The organism is Aquimarina sp. AU119 (genome assembly GCF_900312735.1).
Lineage (GTDB): Bacteria > Bacteroidota > Bacteroidia > Flavobacteriales > Flavobacteriaceae > Aquimarina > Aquimarina algiphila.
The window spans coordinates 57,218-75,143 of sequence record NZ_OMPF01000006.1 but is presented as its reverse complement, the minus strand read 5'-3'; the positions used below and the strand labels follow the sequence as shown (position 1 = coordinate 75,143).

The 17,926-nt window shown below is 33.9% G+C and carries 17 protein-coding genes; 8 read left to right on the top strand and 9 right to left on the bottom strand.

Going from position 1 to position 17,926, the window contains the following annotated elements; all coding sequences use genetic code 11:
• Positions 1–31: 31 nt before the first annotated feature.
• The 5 genes from panC to radA all read left to right on the top strand — a co-directional run bounded on the left by panC (position 32) and on the right by radA (position 4,887).
• The gene (gene panC, locus DK442_RS06390; protein WP_109435030.1) at positions 32–880 is read left to right on the top strand and encodes a pantoate--beta-alanine ligase; all 849 of its coding nucleotides are present in this window, start codon (positions 32–34) and stop codon (positions 878–880) included.
• A gap of 20 nt (positions 881–900) precedes the next feature.
• Positions 901–1,251 (top strand): aspartate 1-decarboxylase, encoded by a 351-nt coding sequence (gene panD / locus DK442_RS06385; protein ID WP_109435029.1) that lies wholly within the window; start codon positions 901–903, stop codon positions 1,249–1,251.
• Positions 1,252–1,254: 3 nt separating this feature from the next.
• Positions 1,255–2,220 carry a lysylphosphatidylglycerol synthase transmembrane domain-containing protein gene (locus DK442_RS06380; RefSeq protein WP_109435028.1) on the top strand — a complete coding sequence of 322 codons (966 nt, stop codon included), beginning with the start codon at positions 1,255–1,257 and terminating at the stop codon, positions 2,218–2,220.
• A 50-nt stretch (positions 2,221–2,270) separates the two neighbouring features.
• Positions 2,271–3,416, top strand: coding sequence for an alpha/beta hydrolase (locus DK442_RS06375; protein ID WP_109435027.1), 1,146 nt, complete (start codon positions 2,271–2,273; stop codon positions 3,414–3,416).
• A 103-nt stretch (positions 3,417–3,519) separates the two neighbouring features.
• Positions 3,520–4,887 (top strand): DNA repair protein RadA, encoded by a 1,368-nt coding sequence (radA, locus tag DK442_RS06370; RefSeq protein WP_109435026.1) that lies wholly within the window; start codon positions 3,520–3,522, stop codon positions 4,885–4,887.
• Between the two features lie 6 nt (positions 4,888–4,893).
• Here the strand turns inward: radA and DK442_RS06365 are convergent, their stop codons facing one another.
• Complete coding sequence (locus tag DK442_RS06365) at positions 4,894–6,345, bottom strand: hypothetical protein (RefSeq protein ID WP_109435025.1); 1,452 nt, start codon at positions 6,343–6,345, stop codon at positions 4,894–4,896.
• A gap of 111 nt (positions 6,346–6,456) precedes the next feature.
• Positions 6,457–7,488: an aldo/keto reductase gene (locus DK442_RS06360; RefSeq protein ID WP_109435024.1), complete on the bottom strand. Its 1,032-nt coding sequence runs from the start codon at positions 7,486–7,488 to the stop codon at positions 6,457–6,459.
• A gap of 345 nt (positions 7,489–7,833) precedes the next feature.
• On the opposite strand from DK442_RS06360, the gene DK442_RS06355 reads away from it, so the two are divergent.
• Entirely contained in the window at positions 7,834–8,151 is a 318-nt protein-coding gene (locus DK442_RS06355; RefSeq protein WP_160114070.1) for a hypothetical protein, read from the top strand.
• Positions 8,152–8,679: 528 nt separating this feature from the next.
• Here DK442_RS06355 and DK442_RS06350 read toward each other — a convergent pair.
• The 4 genes from DK442_RS06350 to DK442_RS06335 all read right to left on the bottom strand — a co-directional run bounded on the left by DK442_RS06350 (position 8,680) and on the right by DK442_RS06335 (position 11,549).
• Complete coding sequence (locus tag DK442_RS06350; RefSeq protein WP_109435022.1) at positions 8,680–9,393, bottom strand: DUF434 domain-containing protein; 714 nt, start codon at positions 9,391–9,393, stop codon at positions 8,680–8,682.
• A 62-nt stretch (positions 9,394–9,455) separates the two neighbouring features.
• A complete protein-coding gene (locus DK442_RS06345; protein WP_200825093.1) occupies positions 9,456–9,752 on the bottom strand; it encodes a phage repressor protein in 297 nt (98 codons plus the stop codon).
• A 300-nt stretch (positions 9,753–10,052) separates the two neighbouring features.
• Complete coding sequence (locus DK442_RS06340; protein WP_109435020.1) at positions 10,053–10,733, bottom strand: TerB family tellurite resistance protein; 681 nt, start codon at positions 10,731–10,733, stop codon at positions 10,053–10,055.
• 303 nt (positions 10,734–11,036) lie between these two features.
• On the bottom strand, positions 11,037–11,549 hold the full coding sequence (locus DK442_RS06335) for a hypothetical protein (RefSeq protein WP_160114069.1): 513 nt from the start codon (positions 11,547–11,549) through the stop codon (positions 11,037–11,039).
• Between the two features lie 301 nt (positions 11,550–11,850).
• Between DK442_RS06335 and DK442_RS06330 the strand changes: the two genes are divergently transcribed.
• Positions 11,851–12,252 (top strand): hypothetical protein, encoded by a 402-nt coding sequence (locus DK442_RS06330; RefSeq protein ID WP_109435018.1) that lies wholly within the window; start codon positions 11,851–11,853, stop codon positions 12,250–12,252.
• A gap of 82 nt (positions 12,253–12,334) precedes the next feature.
• On the opposite strand, the gene DK442_RS06325 is transcribed toward DK442_RS06330, so the two are convergent.
• Positions 12,335–13,294 carry an OmpA family protein gene (locus DK442_RS06325; RefSeq protein ID WP_109435017.1) on the bottom strand — a complete coding sequence of 320 codons (960 nt, stop codon included), beginning with the start codon at positions 13,292–13,294 and terminating at the stop codon, positions 12,335–12,337.
• Positions 13,295–13,537: 243 nt separating this feature from the next.
• Complete coding sequence (locus tag DK442_RS06320) at positions 13,538–14,308, bottom strand: exodeoxyribonuclease III (RefSeq protein ID WP_109435073.1); 771 nt, start codon at positions 14,306–14,308, stop codon at positions 13,538–13,540.
• Between the two features lie 158 nt (positions 14,309–14,466).
• Between DK442_RS06320 and DK442_RS06315 the strand changes: the two genes are divergently transcribed.
• Positions 14,467–14,826 carry a hypothetical protein gene (locus tag DK442_RS06315; protein ID WP_160114068.1) on the top strand — a complete coding sequence of 120 codons (360 nt, stop codon included), beginning with the start codon at positions 14,467–14,469 and terminating at the stop codon, positions 14,824–14,826.
• Position 14,827: 1 nt separating this feature from the next.
• Here the strand turns inward: DK442_RS06315 and DK442_RS06310 are convergent, their stop codons facing one another.
• Positions 14,828–17,821, bottom strand: coding sequence for a T9SS type A sorting domain-containing protein (locus DK442_RS06310; protein ID WP_109435015.1), 2,994 nt, complete (start codon positions 17,819–17,821; stop codon positions 14,828–14,830).
• Positions 17,822–17,926 lie beyond the last annotated feature (105 nt).

Below are 17,926 nucleotides of genomic sequence, written 5' to 3'. Positions count from 1 at the left end.
TTATTTTTGCACGCCTTTAAGTTATACAACAATGCGGGTTCACAAAAAAAGACTAGATATACTAACCGATGTTGCAGCTTTTAATAAGCAGAAGAAAACCATTGGTTTTGTCCCTACTATGGGAGCATTACACAAAGGGCATCTTGCCCTGATAGAGAGAGCTCTCGAAGAAAATCAAAAAGTAATAGTTAGTATTTTTGTTAACCCTACACAGTTTAACACCTCTGAAGATTTAGTTAATTATCCCAGGACTTTGGATGAGGACATTAAACTTTTATCAGTTCTTTCTGAAGAAATAATTGTATTTGCTCCAACACCAAAAGAGGTCTATGGAGACGAAATGTTATCTATTAAATATGATTTTAAAGGATTGGAGCATGAAATGGAGGGCAAATTTAGACCTGGACATTTTGATGGAGTCGGAACAGTGTTAAAGCATTTTTTTAGTATTATAACTCCAAACAAAGCATATTTTGGAGAAAAAGATTTTCAGCAACTACAGATTGTCAAAAAGTTAGTTGAAATTGAAAAAATGTCAGTACAAATTATTGGATGCCCGATTTATAGGGAAGAAAGTGGGTTAGCTCTGAGTTCCCGAAATAAGAGGTTAAACCAAAGACAACTCGATATATCTCCATTGATTTATTCTACTCTAAAACAAGTAAAAAAGGAGTTTGGCACAAAAAGTGTTTCCTATCTAAACAAATGGGTATCAGATCAATTCAAAAACAATAGTGAACTACAATTGGAATATTTCGAAATTGCTAAGGTATCTGATCTAAAATCCATAAAGCGAAAACAAAAAGACACAAAATACAGAGCTTTTATAGCTGTATTCGCAGGAGAAATAAGACTCATTGATAACATTGCCCTAAATTAAAAAATAACTAACTTTGTAACATGTTTGTACACGTAGTAAAATCAAAAATTCATCGCGTTAAAGTGACTGGCGCTGACCTCAATTACATCGGTAGTATAACTATTGATGAAGATCTAATGGATGCTGCTAATATTATTGAAGGAGAAAAAGTGCAGATCGTAAATAATAACAATGGTGAGCGTTTGGAAACATATGCTATTCCAGGCCCTAGAAATAGTGGTGAAATCACACTGAATGGTGCTGCTGCACGAAAAGTAGCAAAAGGAGATGTCCTCATATTAATTACCTATGCTATGATGGATATTGAAGATGCTAAAAACTTCAAGCCGCAATTACTTTTTCCGAATGAGGAAAATAATTTATTAAAGTAAATAGTGAATCCTAAACTTATAAAGTTTCTTAAAATTATACTCCCATTAGCATTGGGAGTTTTTTTAATTTGGTATTCTATCTCTTCTGCAACACCTGAAGAAAGACAAAAAACACTTCAATATATTACTCAAGCTGATCCAAAATGGATTCTTTTATCCCTTATCATGGGAATTACATCTCATCTTTCAAGAGCGTATCGATGGAAATTTTTATTAGAACCTTTAGGATTCTCAATAAAAACATCAAACAGCTTTATGGCTGTTATGATAGGATATCTTGCAAATTTAGGAATTCCTAGATCTGGTGAAATTCTTCGTGGAGGTACTATTTCTACTTATGAAAATATCCCATTCAAGAAATCTTTTGGTACTATAATTTCTGAAAGAGTGATCGATTTGATTATGCTATTATTAATTATAGGAATCACATTACTTTTTCAATCAGAACATTTATTATCCTATTTAGAAGAAAAAATTGCAAGTCCATTCATTACTCTTGCTATTTTATTAGGTTTATTAATTGTTGGTATCATCTTTCTTAAGATCATAAAGACTTCAGAAAACTCTTTTCTAGTTAAGCTTCGTGATTTTGGCTATGGCCTTCTGGAGGGTATAAAGACAATATCAAAAATGAAGCAAAAAGGCGCTTTTGTATTTCATACATTTCTTATTTGGACACTTTATCTAGCCATGTTTTATGTGATTAAATTTACCGTCCCCGAAACAGCTTCATTAACAATCGGTCCTATATTAGCAACCTTTGTTGTTGGATCGTTGGCTATGTCTACTACTAATGGAGGTATTGGCGCATTTCCATTAGCAATTGCAGCAATTTTAATGCTTTTTGATATAGAAAAACCTGCCGGAGAAGCCTTTGGTTGGATATTATGGGGGTCTCAGACCGCAATAAATATAATTATCGGAGCGTTATCCTTTTTATTTCTCCCCATTTTAAACAGAGAGAAATAAGGAAATAATTTATATATTGTCCCTTGCTTAACCGTAATCTTAACATACTTATGAAAAAAAGTGTAACTCTTATTATAGCTTTTGTTTTTGTCGCTTCCAGTTATGGACAGGTAATTTATGAGTCTTTCAGATCAATAAAACTAGATCAAAGTAGAGAGTTAAAAATTCAACTTCCTCGTAATTACAAAAAAAATGAAGATAAAATATATCCTTTGATTATTGTATTGGACGGGGATTATCTATTTGAACCCGTTGCAGGTAATGTAGATTATTTTTCTTATTGGGAAGACATGCCCGAATCGATAGTAGTTGGTGTTAATCAAAGAAAGACTAGAGAAGACGATTGTAGGTATGATACTGCAGAGTTTTTACCAGAACTTAAAGGGGCAGAATTCTTTGAATTTATAGGGCAAGAACTTGTGCCTTATATCAATCAAAACTACCGTACCGCGCAATTAAAAATAATTGTTGGCCATGATTATACAGCCAATTTCATTAATTATTTTCTATTTAAAGACAATCCTATTTTTCAAGGGTATATTTGTATAAGTCCAGAATTAGCTCCACCAATGGGTGAACGAATTAACAGTACACTTTCTACAGCTGCGGATATCTGGTATTACCTTGCCACTGCAACCAATGATGCAGATAACATCAAACAAAGTGTAGTAGCTTTGGATGAACAATTATCTACGATAGAGAACCCTGAAATGAGTTATACATTTGATAATTTTGATGAATCCTCTCATTATACATTGGTAGGAAGAGCAATTCCAAAAGCTCTAGAAGGAATTTTTGAAATGTATCGTCCGATAAGCAAAAAAACGTATAAAGAAGTGCTCCTTACTTTAGAGTCCTCTCCTTATGATTATTTGGTAGACATATATAGAACTACAGAAAAGTTATATGGTATCAAACGAAAAATAAGAATAAACGATTTTATTGCCGTATCAACAGCTATAGAAAAAAATGAGAACTGGTCAGAATTAGAACCTCTAGGTAAATTAGCGATAAAAGAACACTCTGATTTGATGTTAGGACATTATTATCTAGGTATGTTTTATGAGCAAACAGGAGAGCCTAAAAAAGCAATGAGAGCATACGAAAGTGGTTTTCAGCTTGCAGAAGTTGCTTTTTTAACCAAAGATTATATGCTGGATAAAGTAAACAAAATCAAAGAAGATTTTGGTTGGTAAACTTTACCTCATACTAAGAATAAAAAGATCCTGTTTTCAGGGTCTTTTTTGTTTATAAGGTTATCAAAATAATAGTACTTTTACATTCTTATTGATCTTTTTTATGGCCAAAATCAAAACTGTTTTTTTCTGTCAGAACTGTGGAGCACAATATGCCAAATGGCAAGGACAATGTACATCATGTAAACAATGGAATACTATTGCCGAAGAAGTAGTTCAAAAAGCATCTGCAAGCGACTGGAAAAGTGCTAGTACTACTCCAAAGACAACCAAAATAGCTAAGCCTTTAAGGATTTCAGAAATTAACACAAGTCAGGAAGCTCGTTATAATACTGATGACAGTGAACTTAATCGGGTACTTGGCGGAGGATTAGTTCCGGGTTCTTTAACATTATTAGGTGGTGAACCTGGAATAGGAAAAAGTACACTTTTATTACAAATCAGCCTTAAACTTCCATATAAGACTCTATATGTATCAGGAGAAGAAAGTCAGCAGCAGATAAAAATGCGAGCAGAACGTATAACTTCAAAAACAGATAACTGCCTAATTCTTACTGAAACCAAAACTCAAAATATATTCAGGCAAATTGAAGAAACACAACCTGATATTGTGATTATAGATTCTATACAGACATTACATAGTGATTATATAGAAAGTAGTGCGGGAAGTATTTCACAGATAAGAGAATGCACAACAGAATTGATCAAGTTTGCTAAAGAAACTGCTACACCGGTATTACTAATCGGTCATATTACAAAAGACGGAAATATTGCAGGACCCAAAATACTGGAGCATATGGTAGATACTGTATTGCAATTTGAGGGGGATCGGAATCATGTGTATCGTATCCTAAGGGCTCTAAAAAACCGTTTTGGATCTACTTCAGAACTTGGTATATACGAAATGTTAGGAAGCGGGTTACGAGAAGTCTCTAACCCCAGTGAAATTCTAATTTCAAAAAAAGACGAAGAATTAAGTGGTACTGCTATAGCTTCTACAGTAGAAGGTATGCGACCTCTTATGATAGAAATACAAGCTTTGGTTAGCACAGCCGTATACGGCACACCTCAGCGCAGTGCAACAGGATATAATCTAAAACGTCTTAATATGATCTTAGCAGTCCTGGAAAAGCGAGCCGGTTTTAGATTGGGTGCAAAAGATGTATTCCTAAATATCACAGGAGGCATCTCTGTAGATGATCCTGCAATAGATCTTGCGGTTGTCGCCGCGATATTATCTTCTAGCGAAGATATCTCTATCGCCAAAGATTTTTGCTTTGCAGCAGAAGTTGGACTAGCAGGAGAAATACGCCCCGTAACCAAAGTTGAACAACGTATACAAGAAGCAGAGAAGCTAGGCTTCTCTACTATTTTTGTCTCCAAATACAATAAAATATCCTTACAAAACACTCAAATTCAAATTCAGATGGTTACCAAAATTGAAGATGTAGTTGAGTATTTGTTTGCTTAAAAAGATTTAAATTTTCGGAATTAAATGCTTTGGTAATAAAGCTGTAATTGGTTTTATTTTTGCTTTATCATAATCATGATCAAGATTGTATTGTAAATTGTAATACAGATAAAATACTAAGACTCTATTATAATCATCTAAAGAATTGTCTTTAATCATATCTATTAACTCTGACTGTATTTTATCTTTATCTTGACTCTCTGCAATAGCTCTTCCTATCCTTCTTATACTTCCATAATAATGATTTTTACTAGGATTGTCTATTCTAAGGGTAATACCATAAATCAAAGGCGGAACATCAATATTAAGAACCTCCAATTCTTTTATGTAAGTATTTCTGCTCTTCCAGGCATAACTTCCATCAGCAGCTCTTTGAAATCTATCATTCATGATATTTAAATGCGCTCTTAAAAAAACATTCCAATTATAACTTTCTGCAGATAATTGAGCTATGTTCATCGCATGAATTCTGGGGCTTTGGTCTTGACTACACATCCCTACAACAACTCTACTTCGTTTAAGTTTTAAAGCCTTTTCTTTGGATAAATATTTTGAAATATAATCTTCAAATATGTCATTAGAATGTTGTTTTTCAAAAGCTTCTTCATAAGCCTTATTAATCAGTTCAATAAAATATGGCTGTTTAGAAAGTGAGTCTCTTATAAAATTAGAACGTAATTCTTCCCACTCTTCTTTATCTTTATTAAACGTTTTATATTCTTCCGTGGCAATCATTTCTATATAATCTTCTATTTCTGAAATTTCATCACTAAGAACAGGCTTTTCAATTTTAAATTGCTGATCTATATATTTATAAAAAGCATTTCTTTCATTTAAAATTTCGTCCCAATCATATCTTTTAAAATGTTTTTTTTCTTTCAAATGTATTCTAGTTGTAGTATCAACCATACATTCTGCATATTGAATCATTCTAGAGTACTTATATGGAAGCTTTAAGGTTTTAAATTCTTCTTGAATATAAACAACTATTACATTTTTATTTCCTCGTTGTGCTTTTACAATCCAATTTCCCATCTTTGATTTCCCCCAGTTTTCAAGTTTTATTTTGATAGAGTTTTCATCTGGCATTTCGGTAATGGAGACAATACTATTATTCTTATAATCTATATATTCTCGCTTTGTTATAAGAGATAACTCTGTATCTAAATTATCATATTTTAATTTAAAATCTTCTAGTGAAATTCCTTCTTTTATGTCCTTTACTATTTTTGTTCTACTACGATTTTTTATATTAAAGTAAAACCCCTTTGCCTGAGGTATTGAGACAAAATCTTTTGTTAAATCACATTTTCTAAATTCCTCATTTTTATCTCCAACAATTTCTTGAAGTCTATGGATTGCTTCAGGAGAGTATATAAGACTATTATCGAATTCAGGAAACTCAGATTGAGCATTTAATGATACTCCAACCAACAGAAATAAAAGTGTTTTTTTCATCTTAAAAAGTATTGATAATGCAAATTAAAAAAGGCCCAATAGTATATCAACAACTATTGAGCCAATTGTACTTTTAAGTACGCAAAACTCCTTTTTGGATTAGTAAATAAGTTAAGGTGCTGGATTAGGAGTATTCTCGTGTACAGCTTCAATTTCTTTTAGGACTGCTTCAGAAAGCGTAAGATCAATACTACCAATATTTTCTTTTAACTGGTCTAAAGAAGTTGCTCCAATAATATTACTAGTGACAAATGGACGATCATTCACAAAGGCCAACGCCATTTGAGTTAGACTTAAACCATGTTGCTTTGCTATTTCATTATATGCACGAGTCGCTTTATAACTATTCTCATTCATATAACGATTATAATTAGGAAATAGATCTACTCTGGAGTTTTTAGGAATTTCTTCTAAATATTTTCCTGTAAGCATTCCAAAACCCAATGGAGAATATGGTAAATGTCCAATGTTTTCTCGATGAAGTGCTTCAGTCAGACCAATTTCGTCTTTTCGGTTTAATAAATTATAAGGATTCTGAACCGTAATTATTTTTGGCAGCCCTTTTCGAGCTTCTTCAACATAACGCATCACACCATAAGCGGTTTCATTTGAAATTCCAATCTGTCTTATTTTTCCTTCCTTAATAAAATCTTGAAGAAAACTTAGTATTTCTGCAAAATTATCATTCCATTGTTCTGAAGTATCGTGTATATACCCTTTTACACCAAAGAAATTAGTATTTCGTTCTGGCCAATGTAATTGATATAAATCGATATAATCTGTCTGTAATCTCTGAAGACTCTTATGTATTGCATCCTCTAATTCTACTTTTGTAAACCCACCAGTTCTAATATGTTTTGCAAAATCACTTGGTCCGACAATTTTAGATGCAATAACAACATCATCTCGTTTGGCTCTTTTATTTAACCAAGTTCCGATAATTTTTTCTGTACTTCCTTGAGTCTCTTTTTTGGCTGGTACAGAATATAATTCTGCTGTGTCAATAAAATTAACCCCTTGGTCGATTGCGTAATCTAATTGTTGATGCCCTTCAATTTCTGTATTTTGTTCTCCCCAGGTCATACTACCCAGACATATTTTACTTACGTTGATGTCTGTTCCTGGTAATGTGGTGTATCTCATCTATTTATTTTGCTGTTTTAGTGGTCAGATGTACTGTTTTTGACAATTTCACTCTGTGATAGTCGTTCTAGTTGATTATTGCTTTCAAAAGTAGAAACTCTTCTATTAAACTAATGTAAAAATTATCATAATAAATCAGTCAACCATAGATTTCGTCAATATCCTTTCGCTTTTTAAATGTGAAATATATCTACATACAATAGGGGTTTCATCAACAATTACTATACTTCTAAAAAAATCATTCCATCTTTAAACACTTGACAAACAGTTCTTTGTGTTTTAGTTTGTCTTATGGAATGATTATTTCTAAATATACTATAATGTATAATTAAATGAATTGAATAGATGAAAAAGATACCTATGATCGCCTTATTATGTGCTATTGTATTTTCGATGCAAAACGTCTCTGCACAACAATCTCAAGAAGTTCTTCCTCTTGATCCAATTGAAGTAGTAGAAGTTCAGGATAACTACCAACCTCTTAAAGTTGACAGGCTTTCTGAAATTATTAAAGCTGCCGTAGAAAAGGATTTTCCCGGAGCTAGTATTGCAGAAGCATATACCGATAAAATTGGAAACTACAAATTAGTTTTAGCCATGGGAAATGATTCTAAAACTGTGTATACGAATGCCAGGGGAGAATGGTTTGATCCAGAAAAATAAGGTTATCACTGACTGCACCTTATTTAAACCAGAAAAAGAGCTTCTGTCTAGAAGCTCTTTTTTTGCTATACATCTAAAAAATAGATAGTAAACCTTAAGACAAGCCTTAATCCTCAATCTAAAGTTCTGGATATAGAACCAGATCCCACTCTACAGTGGGATAAGTTCAACTTACTATTTTGAATTTTCCGCCACTGCGGATTTTCAAAACAGAGTTTCACATAATTGAAACGGAAGCGACTACCCCTTGCCGCATCCGTTTCACACAACTAACCAACCTAAAATTAATTCCTCCAACATCCATCAAATTTCTTTTAGGAATAAACTTCTATACGCTTTATTCTATACCTTAATGTTACATTCCTCCCTTTTATTTTACTTCTTTTGATTTCTGATTCCAATTTTGACTTCTAGATTAAAACATATTATTGTTTATTGGTTTACTCAAAAATACAGGAGATCTCTATTTTATGAAATACAGATTGAGGGAAAGCTTAGTTTGATTGAGGGAAAGCTTAGTTTGAAGTATTATTCTGCTAATACAATATTTGCTTTCTGTATATAATGATCAATTAGGTAAGCAGCAAGATTAGTATTTTTTTGTGCTCTGTCCAGTATCCAAGCATCAGAACTCACCACAATATGTTTTGAATTTGCCAATTCTTTATCTGGATTATTAACCAAATCTATTGTCCAGGGAAAATGGTAGTGTTCTGCTAATTCTCGAAGTGTTGTTTTTAGTTTTCCGCTATTAGAAACCGGTGCATCAAAATACCAATGTACTAAATTGACTCCTAGCTTATGAAGTGTATTTCCTATGATTAGAATCGCTTCTTCTGTTTTTTGGACTCGTTTGTATGTCCCATGAACACTAGATACGTCACGATAATATCCATCAAGACCTTTAAAAATGTATGCTCCAGACAAAGCACTTTCGAGAATAATTAATAGATTAAATCCGTCTATTGCTATGGTTTGTCCTTTTAACATTTTTGGCAGTATCATACGTTCTTTGCGAATCGCGATTTGCTGCTCACTACAACTCATACCATGCAAAGCCTTTTGCTGTCTGGCATTAAGTTTATAGCGATTTCCTACCAATTGTACAGATGATTTTTCTGCAAAGCCACGAGAAAGGAGGTACAGCATATCTTTTGCTGCTTCTTTTAATTTTTTCTGCATTGACATCACCCCAAACAGGCGATCATCGCTGGCTTCTCTTCCTCTATTGCGGGTAGTCATTTAAATTTACTTTGATAAAACGGTAATGTATATAAACAAAAAAAGCGCTCTTAGCGCTACTTTTATGATGTCGGTAATATTTCTATTACTTTACCATAAACATTTTTGGTCCACCCATTAAGGCGTCCTCGGTTATTACCGATTAGTAATCCTCGTTTTGCATTTTTTCCTTTGACCAAATGCGTAAAACAGTTACCTCTTACTTTACAAAAAACAATATCTCCTGCTTCACAATCTTCCCAGTTTACGGGTTCAAGAACAACAGGTTGTTTTGATTTTAGAATGGGTAACATAGAATTACCGGGTTCTTTGGAGACAATCGTCTCTCCGTTCAATAGTTTTTGAATTTTCCAATTCATCATACATAGTTTTAAAAATTAAACTTCAATGTCAATCGAATTTCTAATTGACATAATTCAAGAACTATGGAGTATGGTATTACAAAGAACGTGTACTATTTGTACGATGTAAAGATAGGTATTATAAATTAAGAACAAAAAACGGCCAAATTAATAGTTGGCCGTTTATGTTTTTATAGAACAGAACTTTAATTCGTATTTAGTTAAAAACCTATTCTCGATACGATTTTTCTTCTGTCACCTCGAGCGGAGTCGAGAGGTCATTACGAAAAATCACTCGAATTGACGGTTATTATAATTCTAATTCAATTGTTCTTTTTTGATTTCGGTCATATCCTTTTGCTTCAACTTATCGATCAAGGTCTGATACATTTCTTTTGGCAACCCGCAAGCAATTAAATATTCTTTCATTAACGTTTCTTCTTCTTTTTCGATAGCGCCATCTGCTAATAATACTACAGCTGCCTGAGCCAAAATATTAATTAAGGCTTCTGATGATAACTCACTTCGTGCGCTATTGAGGAAATCAAACACCTGATTATCTTTATTAGCATTTACCTTTACATTTTTATGTATTGCCATTAACTCATCTTTCATTTCTGGGAAGCCTTCAATAGCATCCATAATCTCACGTTCTTCCTCTGGAGCAAAATTACCATCTACTACAGACATATGTGTCATAGAAGCCACTAATGCTTTTGCATAGACAGAAGTTGCCCGTTTTTGGTTTTCGCTAATCTCCTCCTGAGAGCGCTGTAATACTGTTTTTATACTTTCATTATACGCACTCTTGCAGCGATCACACTCATAAAATCGATCCACAGTATCCAATGGGATTACAGGAATAAAGAATAGGGTAAACCATCTGCGATAAAGTTTATTTACCAGATTTCCATCATTACAGTTTGGACATGAATTTGATAATACAGGACTTTCACTCACAGTGTGTTTTATCCCTCTTGTTCCGAAGATAATAAACATAATACGTAGGTTTTTAATGGATTAGGTTGCCGATAAAGATACTATAATAATCCAAAATACCTAATGATATGATTTGGATGCTATAATTACTACCTTTTTTGATTGTCATTCTAGTGTAAACCAGAATCCATGATCACCTGGTAGATTCCAGATCAAGTCTGGAATGACAACTCAAAAGAGTGCAGCATAAGATCGAGTACATAAGATGTGGTAAAAGTATATATTTAATAAGAACTCAAGCTATACTTGAACTGGAATAGCAGGAAAGCTTATGTTTTTTGCCAATATATGGAAACAGCCATACTATAACTTATTCACTTTCTTGGCTATGCCACATTTTCTGCGAGCAGCTCTTTCGGCTAAGGCTGCGGCATTTCTGGCCTGACCCTCAGAACTTCCGTCTTTAATAGCTTCATTATATATGGTTTTGTTTTCTATAAGGCCACGTAGAATACAGACAAACCCTGGGCTGTCTTTACCCTTGAAAGGATTCTTTTTTTTGGGTTTTGCGATCAACTCCCTAAACAAGCGATCTTTTAATACTATATCTTTTTGGACTTCTACTACCAAAGTAAATAGGACATTTTGATCTTCTGGATACATATCATTCACCTTATCCAAGGCATTGGAATACTCATCATTGGTGAACTTAAAATATCCATAGATGTCAAGGTAGTTGCTTTCTCCATTTTCACCCTCCTGTACCTCTTCTTCACTTTGTATTTCTTCTTCGTTCTGGTATTCTTCTTCGGTTTCTTGACTCACTCCTTTGATCACAGATACTATTAACATTACAAAAATGGGTAGCCTCTTCATTTGTTTTATAGTTTTAAATTAATTGGGTATAATAAACGTCTGGCAACGTCCTTTTGTTATCTGTCTTCTGTATTTTTGTGCTTTTATATAAAACCTGTATGCTTTTTTGCTATATGCATAATTAAGGATTTTATTTTTGTTAACTAAATCTGTGGCACACTTTTTGGTTTTTATCAATTAAATTGAGTATTTTGACTCGATTTTTAAGGTTATTTTAACAATAAAAAAAGAATTGTCTCGTTAAAGTAACCGGTGTAATTAACCTATAAACTTTTAATACATTATTAAACACCCAAACATTATGAAAAAATTATTTCTACTTGCACTTGTACTATGCGCAGGATTAACCACTCAAGCTCAAACTCATAATTGGGCTGAGCTTAGCGAACTTTATGATACTGAATTATATCCATTAGCAAAAGATGTAGCCGATATTACAGATAAGGTAATTGCTCATGGTAATGTGATTTCTATTGTAAAAAGTACAGGAACCACTTCTTTAGTAAAAGAATTAGATAAATCTGTCCCAATTGAATTCTTTAACTATAAATTACTTACTTCTACAGGAAGAGAACTTAAACTAACAGATCCTTTGATGGCTAATAAAGTAGTAGATAAATTTTTTGATGTCTTAAGACGAGTTAAAGAAAGCTCTAAGCAAGATGATAAAAAAGAAATTGAAAGCATACTTAATAGTTTATAAAACATTTAAAGTATCATCAATACAATAAAAAGAGCGACTCCAAATGGAGTCGCTCTTTTTGTTTTATACTCAACTTGATTGATTATATATCATTTAGTAATTTGGTAATCTCATCCAGTTTTGGAGTTAAGATCACTTCGATACGTCTATTTCTACTTTTACCTGCACTATTATCATTAGACGCCACAGGAGCAAACTCGCCTCTACCTGCCGCTGTAAGGTTTTGCGGGTCTATTTGCCTATTCTGTACCAAAATATTTACAATAGCAGTCGCTCTCTTTGTCGACAAATCCCAGTTACCAGATAATTGCGCATTCCCTGTGTAAGGTACATTATCAGTATGCCCTTCTATCAATACGGCGATATCAGGATTTTCGCCCAATACTTTTCCTAATTGTTTTACTGCTTTTTGTCCTTGAGCTCCAACCGCCCAACTGCCAGATTCGAAAAGGAGTTTGTTTTCCATAGAAATATACACTTTACCATTACGTTCTTCTACCGTAAGACCTTTCCCTTCAAAATTTCGCAGTGCTTTGGAAATTGCATTTTTTAGCGCTTGCATTTTTGCATCTTTGGCAGCAATTAATCCCTCTAATTCATTCACACGTTTAGAGCGCGCCTCTAGGTCACTCTGCAATTTATCCAGACGACTACGTTCTGCCGCCAAGGCACGTTCTTTTTCTTCTAATTGTCTTAATAGTTCTCTATTTTTTCTACTATTGGATGCAATAGCTGCAGAACTATTCTTTTCTAAGGCATCATAAGACTCTTTTAAGTTTTCATAATTAGCCTGTGCTGCATTATATTTTCCTTCAAGATCGTCTCTTTCTGCTTTGAGCTTTTGATACTTAGCATCTAATGCTGCTAATGCTTTCTTGTCTGCACTACTTGTTCTTTCTAACGCTCCTAATTCGTCTTTCATTTTACGATTTTCTCGTTTAAGACGGGCATACTTGCCTTCTAGCTCTTTAAATACTTTTGAAGAAACACATGATGTCATCAAGGTTCCTACCAGTACTAAGAGTGCAATTTTTCTAATCATTTTTATTGTGAGTTTTAAGGGGTTTTTAATTTTCAGTCTCAAAGAAGCAAAGTTGCAAAGAATCTAAGTTTAATATGAAATTAACTCCTCTTCAGGCTTCCAACTTCTGACCTCAGACATTTTTGTGTTGTCGGTCTAAGTCTGTCAAGGACCAATACATTCTTCGTTCAATTCTACTTCAACAACACTTCGACAAGCTCAGTGTGACATTTAAATTCTATTTAGCTTCCTTATCCTTATAGATTATATTACTCCTTCTAATTCTACCAAAATCGGACAATGGTCACTATGTTTTGCTTCTGATAGAATAACGGCTCTTTTGAGTTTATCTTGTAATGGTCGTGCCACCATACCATAGTCCAAACGCCATCCTTTATTATTCGCTCTGGCATTGGCTCTATAACTCCACCAGGAATATTGGTGTGGTTCTGTATTAAAATGCCTAAACGAATCAATAAAACCACTATCCATAAAATTACCGATCCATTCTCGCTCTACGGGTAAAAATCCAGATACATTTTTATTACGTACCGGATCATGAATATCAATTGCCTGATGGCATATGTTATAATCTCCAAGGATAACCAGATTTGGATAATCTTTCTTTACATCATTGATATACGTCTGAAAATCTGCCATATACTTCAGCTTGTGCTCTAATCGCTCTATATTTGTTCCACTTGGCAGGTATAAACTCATTACAGAAACTCCATTAAAATCTGCTCTTATGTTACGGCCTTCAAAATCCATATACTCTATTCCTGTGCCATACTCTACATGATCTGGAGCTGTTTTTGATAAAATCGCCACACCACTATATCCTTTTTTCTGAGCACTATACCAGAAATTATGAGCATATCCAGCTTCAGCAAATATGTCCAGATCCAATTGTTCTTTGTTAGCTTTTATTTCCTGAAGACAAATAACATCTGGATCGGTTTGTTTCAACCATTCTATAAATCCTTTGTTAAGCGCTGCTCTAATTCCGTTTACATTATAAGAGACGATTTTCATTGTATCTTGATTTAAAATTTTAGTAAAAATAAAACTTACTACTATTTTATCTATACTAAATACAAAACAAATATTAGCATGTTGCAAGCTTATACCAATTACACTTATATTCTAATTTTTTTTTATGATCTTTATGTATCCAATTTAAATGTACAAAAATGAGCAAGTTATATATCCTAGTTATACTTTTAAGTGTATCTAACTGTAAACCCACAAATAGTATGGGGAATAATGATAATACTTCCTCCAATACCATTGTTAAAAAAGATATTTCTAAAGAGATGATTGAAAAAGGATTTAGTAAAGGCACTATTATTAGCAGTAAATCTAAAGACTGCCCTTATATTCTAAATGTTGAGGAATATAACGATAATTTGGATCCTGTAAATCTTAGTGATTTTTTTAAAACTGAAGTTCCTGCACAAGTTTGGGTAAAATTTGCCAGTTTAAGAAGACCTAGCAGATGTAATGATGCTCGACCAGTCTCTATTTTAGAAATTAATACCCGTAAAGAGTAAATTATTGTACAACAAACTTTGTGGCATCGGCTTTTCTGCTCTTACCAAATCGAACAAAATAAACTCCAGAACTCGCAAAGGACATATCTAGTTCATATACAAATCTTCCATTAGCATCTTTAGTAATCATATTAGAAACGATCACTTGCCCCAACATATTAAAAACATAAATTCTTACTTGTGTTTCTGGTCCAGAATCTGCTTTGGTAATCAGGAATTGATTATCTGGCTCACTAATTACTATTAATCCCGTATCCAGATCCTTATTTTCGCCTATTTCAACAGTATAGTCATGAGTAGTTCCAAAATCCATAGAACCGCAAGCATCGTTTAATAAAGCCCCGTTATTTGTATTCACGTCCCCTGCACGAATTCTAAGTAAATGCCTTCCTAAAGCAGCTTGGTTGTTGATTGTTACTGTAAACTCCTGGTCGGTATCAGCTTCTTCTACAACTACATTATTTAATATAAGTTCTGATTCTTCAAAAACAGAATTGTCATTAAAATCAATCCATAAAGAGATTCGTTCTGATCGATTCTGATCTGCAAACCCGGTTTGTACTGTAAGCGTATAGGTTCCTATTGATCTATTTAAATTAATACTAAAATCATCTGAAAAATCCTCATAACCTGTATTACAGGTTATTGGAGAATTTGTAACATTTGACAACTCAAAAGATCTAATCCCGTCTCCAAACTGCGAACAATTTGAAGTTGGTCTACAAAATTCTCTTTCAATGACTCTTGTAATATTATCATTTTCAGTATTCTCATCGGTTGCTAAAGTCGTTCCTATAGTAAATTCAAAATTACCTATACCAATAAGTTCTGCTTGTGTATTGAATGTATAGGACACCTCTTCTTGAGGCTGAATGGTTCCTGTAAAGGTTTCTTCAATTCTTGTTCCATTATTTAACATATAAAAAACAGGAATATTGGTCTGTGCCACGGTTCCATAATTATATAAAGTAACTGTAACTGACTCTGGAGAAACAGAAAGTCCACTATCTAGTGAAGGAGTTATTAATTCTCCTGCACCAACATCAATAGAAAACAAATTAAGAAGTGTTTTATCACTACAATCATTCTCTGGCTTAAGATCTCCTGCCAAATTGGTTTCTGCAGTAATGGTATAGGTTCTCTCTGCAGTAAGATCTGCAGTTGTGCCAAATGAGAAGGAAGCGGTCATTCCCGGATCAATAGGACCAGCGAATAGTTCTGTTACCGCTGCTGCTCCATTAATAGAATAATTAACAGCAATATTATTTTGTGTAGTAGATCCAAAATTCTTTAGCGTTACGGTAATTGTTTCGTTATTAGTAAACGTAGCATCATCTTCTGGTACGTCAATACGTATAACTCCAACATCGGCAGTAACATCTTCAGCAATTTTAAATACTCCAACAGCATTTCTTGAATAACTAGCAGGGACATCGACAAAATATTCTGCAATATGCCAGAACGTTTGATCATCGACAGGATCAACAGTAAGTTGTGCATAATCTCCGTATCGATTTTCATCTGTTCGATCAATTCCGGTTCCCAATGCAATGGTTTCTTCTGCAAAGGTCATCGTCCCTAATGGGTCTCCTGCTAATCTACCTGTGTATCGTATTGAAGCAAAGCTATCTGCACTTGCTCCATTATCAGTAGTTCCCATGGTTGTATATGCCATGCCTATATTTCCAAAAATATCCATAGCCATACTCCCACACCATGCACTTTTACCATCTGTAGAGGTATAGGTTCCTTCTTGAAACACTGTCCAGGGTTGTCCATCCCCATTTTGTCTTAATTCATACCAACGTATTCCCGCTACATTATCTGCATCAGGATCTATATCTACTGCAAAATTGAGTACAACAGCATTATAATCACAGAACCTTCTATAGTTACTTGCATACATTACTGCTCCTTGTAGTACGTCAATATCCTGGCCTTCGGTTCCTGGTTGTGGTATATTTCCAAAAGAACCCCCATCAAAAGTAGAATCAAACATGGTTACTGCAATTTCTTCTGCTTCTGCTATAGTAGATTCAGTAGGTGAAACCCAATTTACATCTATTTTCCAGAGTTTTAACATATCCTGGGTAACTCCTTGCCAGTCATCATCCTGAAAATAAATTATTCTGGCATCCCCATCAGGAGGTAATGCATTTCCTATTGCGTTAAAGGATGCCGGACTATAAAAACCTCCTATTCTTGCACCTGGGAGAGGGAATCCTACTATTTTTACATTTTCTTCTGCTTCTCCTCTTAGCATTTTTTCCCTTTCGATCACAAAAACAACTTCACTTGTTTGTACAGACCCCTGATCTTTGTTTGCGGTTACATAATATCCATCAGACCATATAGAAAATTTGGTATAATCGGGAAAACTTCCGGTATTAAATCGATAGATATACCATCCATCATTTACAGGGTCTGGTCCTTGTCCTACTGCTACCAAAAATCCATTGGGGGTATCAGAAAACTGTGTAATTACAAATCGATCTGCAAAACTATCATAAAACACTATGGGATCTCCCAGATCTTCTCCCGGAAATATATTTTCTAAGGATGAAGAAGGAACCAGTACATTCCCACTTCTGTCGTGTATCGTAAATTCAAAGTTTTTAGCACTAACATAGTGATTAGGACCAATAGCTCCTGTTGGGTCTGAAGGTGAAAAAGAACTTGTGTTCACATCAAATGTAAGAGAAGGTGCTTTTGTTGCCCTTGTACTTCCTGCGCTTTTTCCTTTTGCCAATAAAGGGTCCATTCCTCTCGGAAAACCTTTTCCCGGAACAATTCTATTTGCACCGGTCCTTCTGGGGTTTATTTTACCTTCTCTTGGTTTACCCGGAATTAGTTTTTTACCTCCTAAAGGATCAACCGTTCTCATATATTCTGCCGAACTAATCATAGTTGCATTCATGATTTCTTTCTTCTTTTGAGAGAATCCAACAGTAACAAAAAACAGGAAAGTAATAATTACAATCTTCTTTAATAGCATGAGCAATAATTTATATATGAGACTTGGCCATTTTATATAGAAAACTCATTTTGATCAACCTTCTGCATGAAAGATAAAATTCTTTATACCATAACATTACACTAA

Excerpts from the sequence above, each read along its gene's own strand:
- DK442_RS06310 (WP_109435015.1), bottom strand. The coding sequence starts at position 17,821 with ATGCTATTAAAGAAGATTGTAATTATTACTTTCCTGTTTTTTGTTACT.
- panD (WP_109435029.1), top strand. The coding sequence starts at position 901 with ATGTTTGTACACGTAGTAAAATCAAAAATTCATCGCGTTAAAGTGACT.
- panC (WP_109435030.1), top strand. The coding sequence starts at position 32 with ATGCGGGTTCACAAAAAAAGACTAGATATACTAACCGATGTTGCAGCT.
- DK442_RS06375 (WP_109435027.1), top strand. The coding sequence starts at position 2,271 with ATGAAAAAAAGTGTAACTCTTATTATAGCTTTTGTTTTTGTCGCTTCC.
- radA (WP_109435026.1), top strand. The coding sequence starts at position 3,520 with ATGGCCAAAATCAAAACTGTTTTTTTCTGTCAGAACTGTGGAGCACAA.
- DK442_RS06350 (WP_109435022.1), bottom strand. The coding sequence starts at position 9,393 with ATGACTACCCGCAATAGAGGAAGAGAAGCCAGCGATGATCGCCTGTTT.
- DK442_RS06320 (WP_109435073.1), bottom strand. The coding sequence starts at position 14,308 with ATGAAAATCGTCTCTTATAATGTAAACGGAATTAGAGCAGCGCTTAAC.
- DK442_RS06345 (WP_200825093.1), bottom strand. The coding sequence starts at position 9,752 with ATGAATTGGAAAATTCAAAAACTATTGAACGGAGAGACGATTGTCTCC.
- DK442_RS06340 (WP_109435020.1), bottom strand. The coding sequence starts at position 10,733 with ATGTTTATTATCTTCGGAACAAGAGGGATAAAACACACTGTGAGTGAA.
- DK442_RS06355 (WP_160114070.1), top strand. The coding sequence starts at position 7,834 with ATGAAAAAGATACCTATGATCGCCTTATTATGTGCTATTGTATTTTCG.
- DK442_RS06330 (WP_109435018.1), top strand. The coding sequence starts at position 11,851 with ATGAAAAAATTATTTCTACTTGCACTTGTACTATGCGCAGGATTAACC.
- DK442_RS06335 (WP_160114069.1), bottom strand. The coding sequence starts at position 11,549 with ATGAAGAGGCTACCCATTTTTGTAATGTTAATAGTATCTGTGATCAAA.
- DK442_RS06325 (WP_109435017.1), bottom strand. The coding sequence starts at position 13,294 with ATGATTAGAAAAATTGCACTCTTAGTACTGGTAGGAACCTTGATGACA.
- DK442_RS06365 (WP_109435025.1), bottom strand. The coding sequence starts at position 6,345 with ATGAAAAAAACACTTTTATTTCTGTTGGTTGGAGTATCATTAAATGCT.
- DK442_RS06360 (WP_109435024.1), bottom strand. The coding sequence starts at position 7,488 with ATGAGATACACCACATTACCAGGAACAGACATCAACGTAAGTAAAATA.
- DK442_RS06315 (WP_160114068.1), top strand. The coding sequence starts at position 14,467 with ATGAGCAAGTTATATATCCTAGTTATACTTTTAAGTGTATCTAACTGT.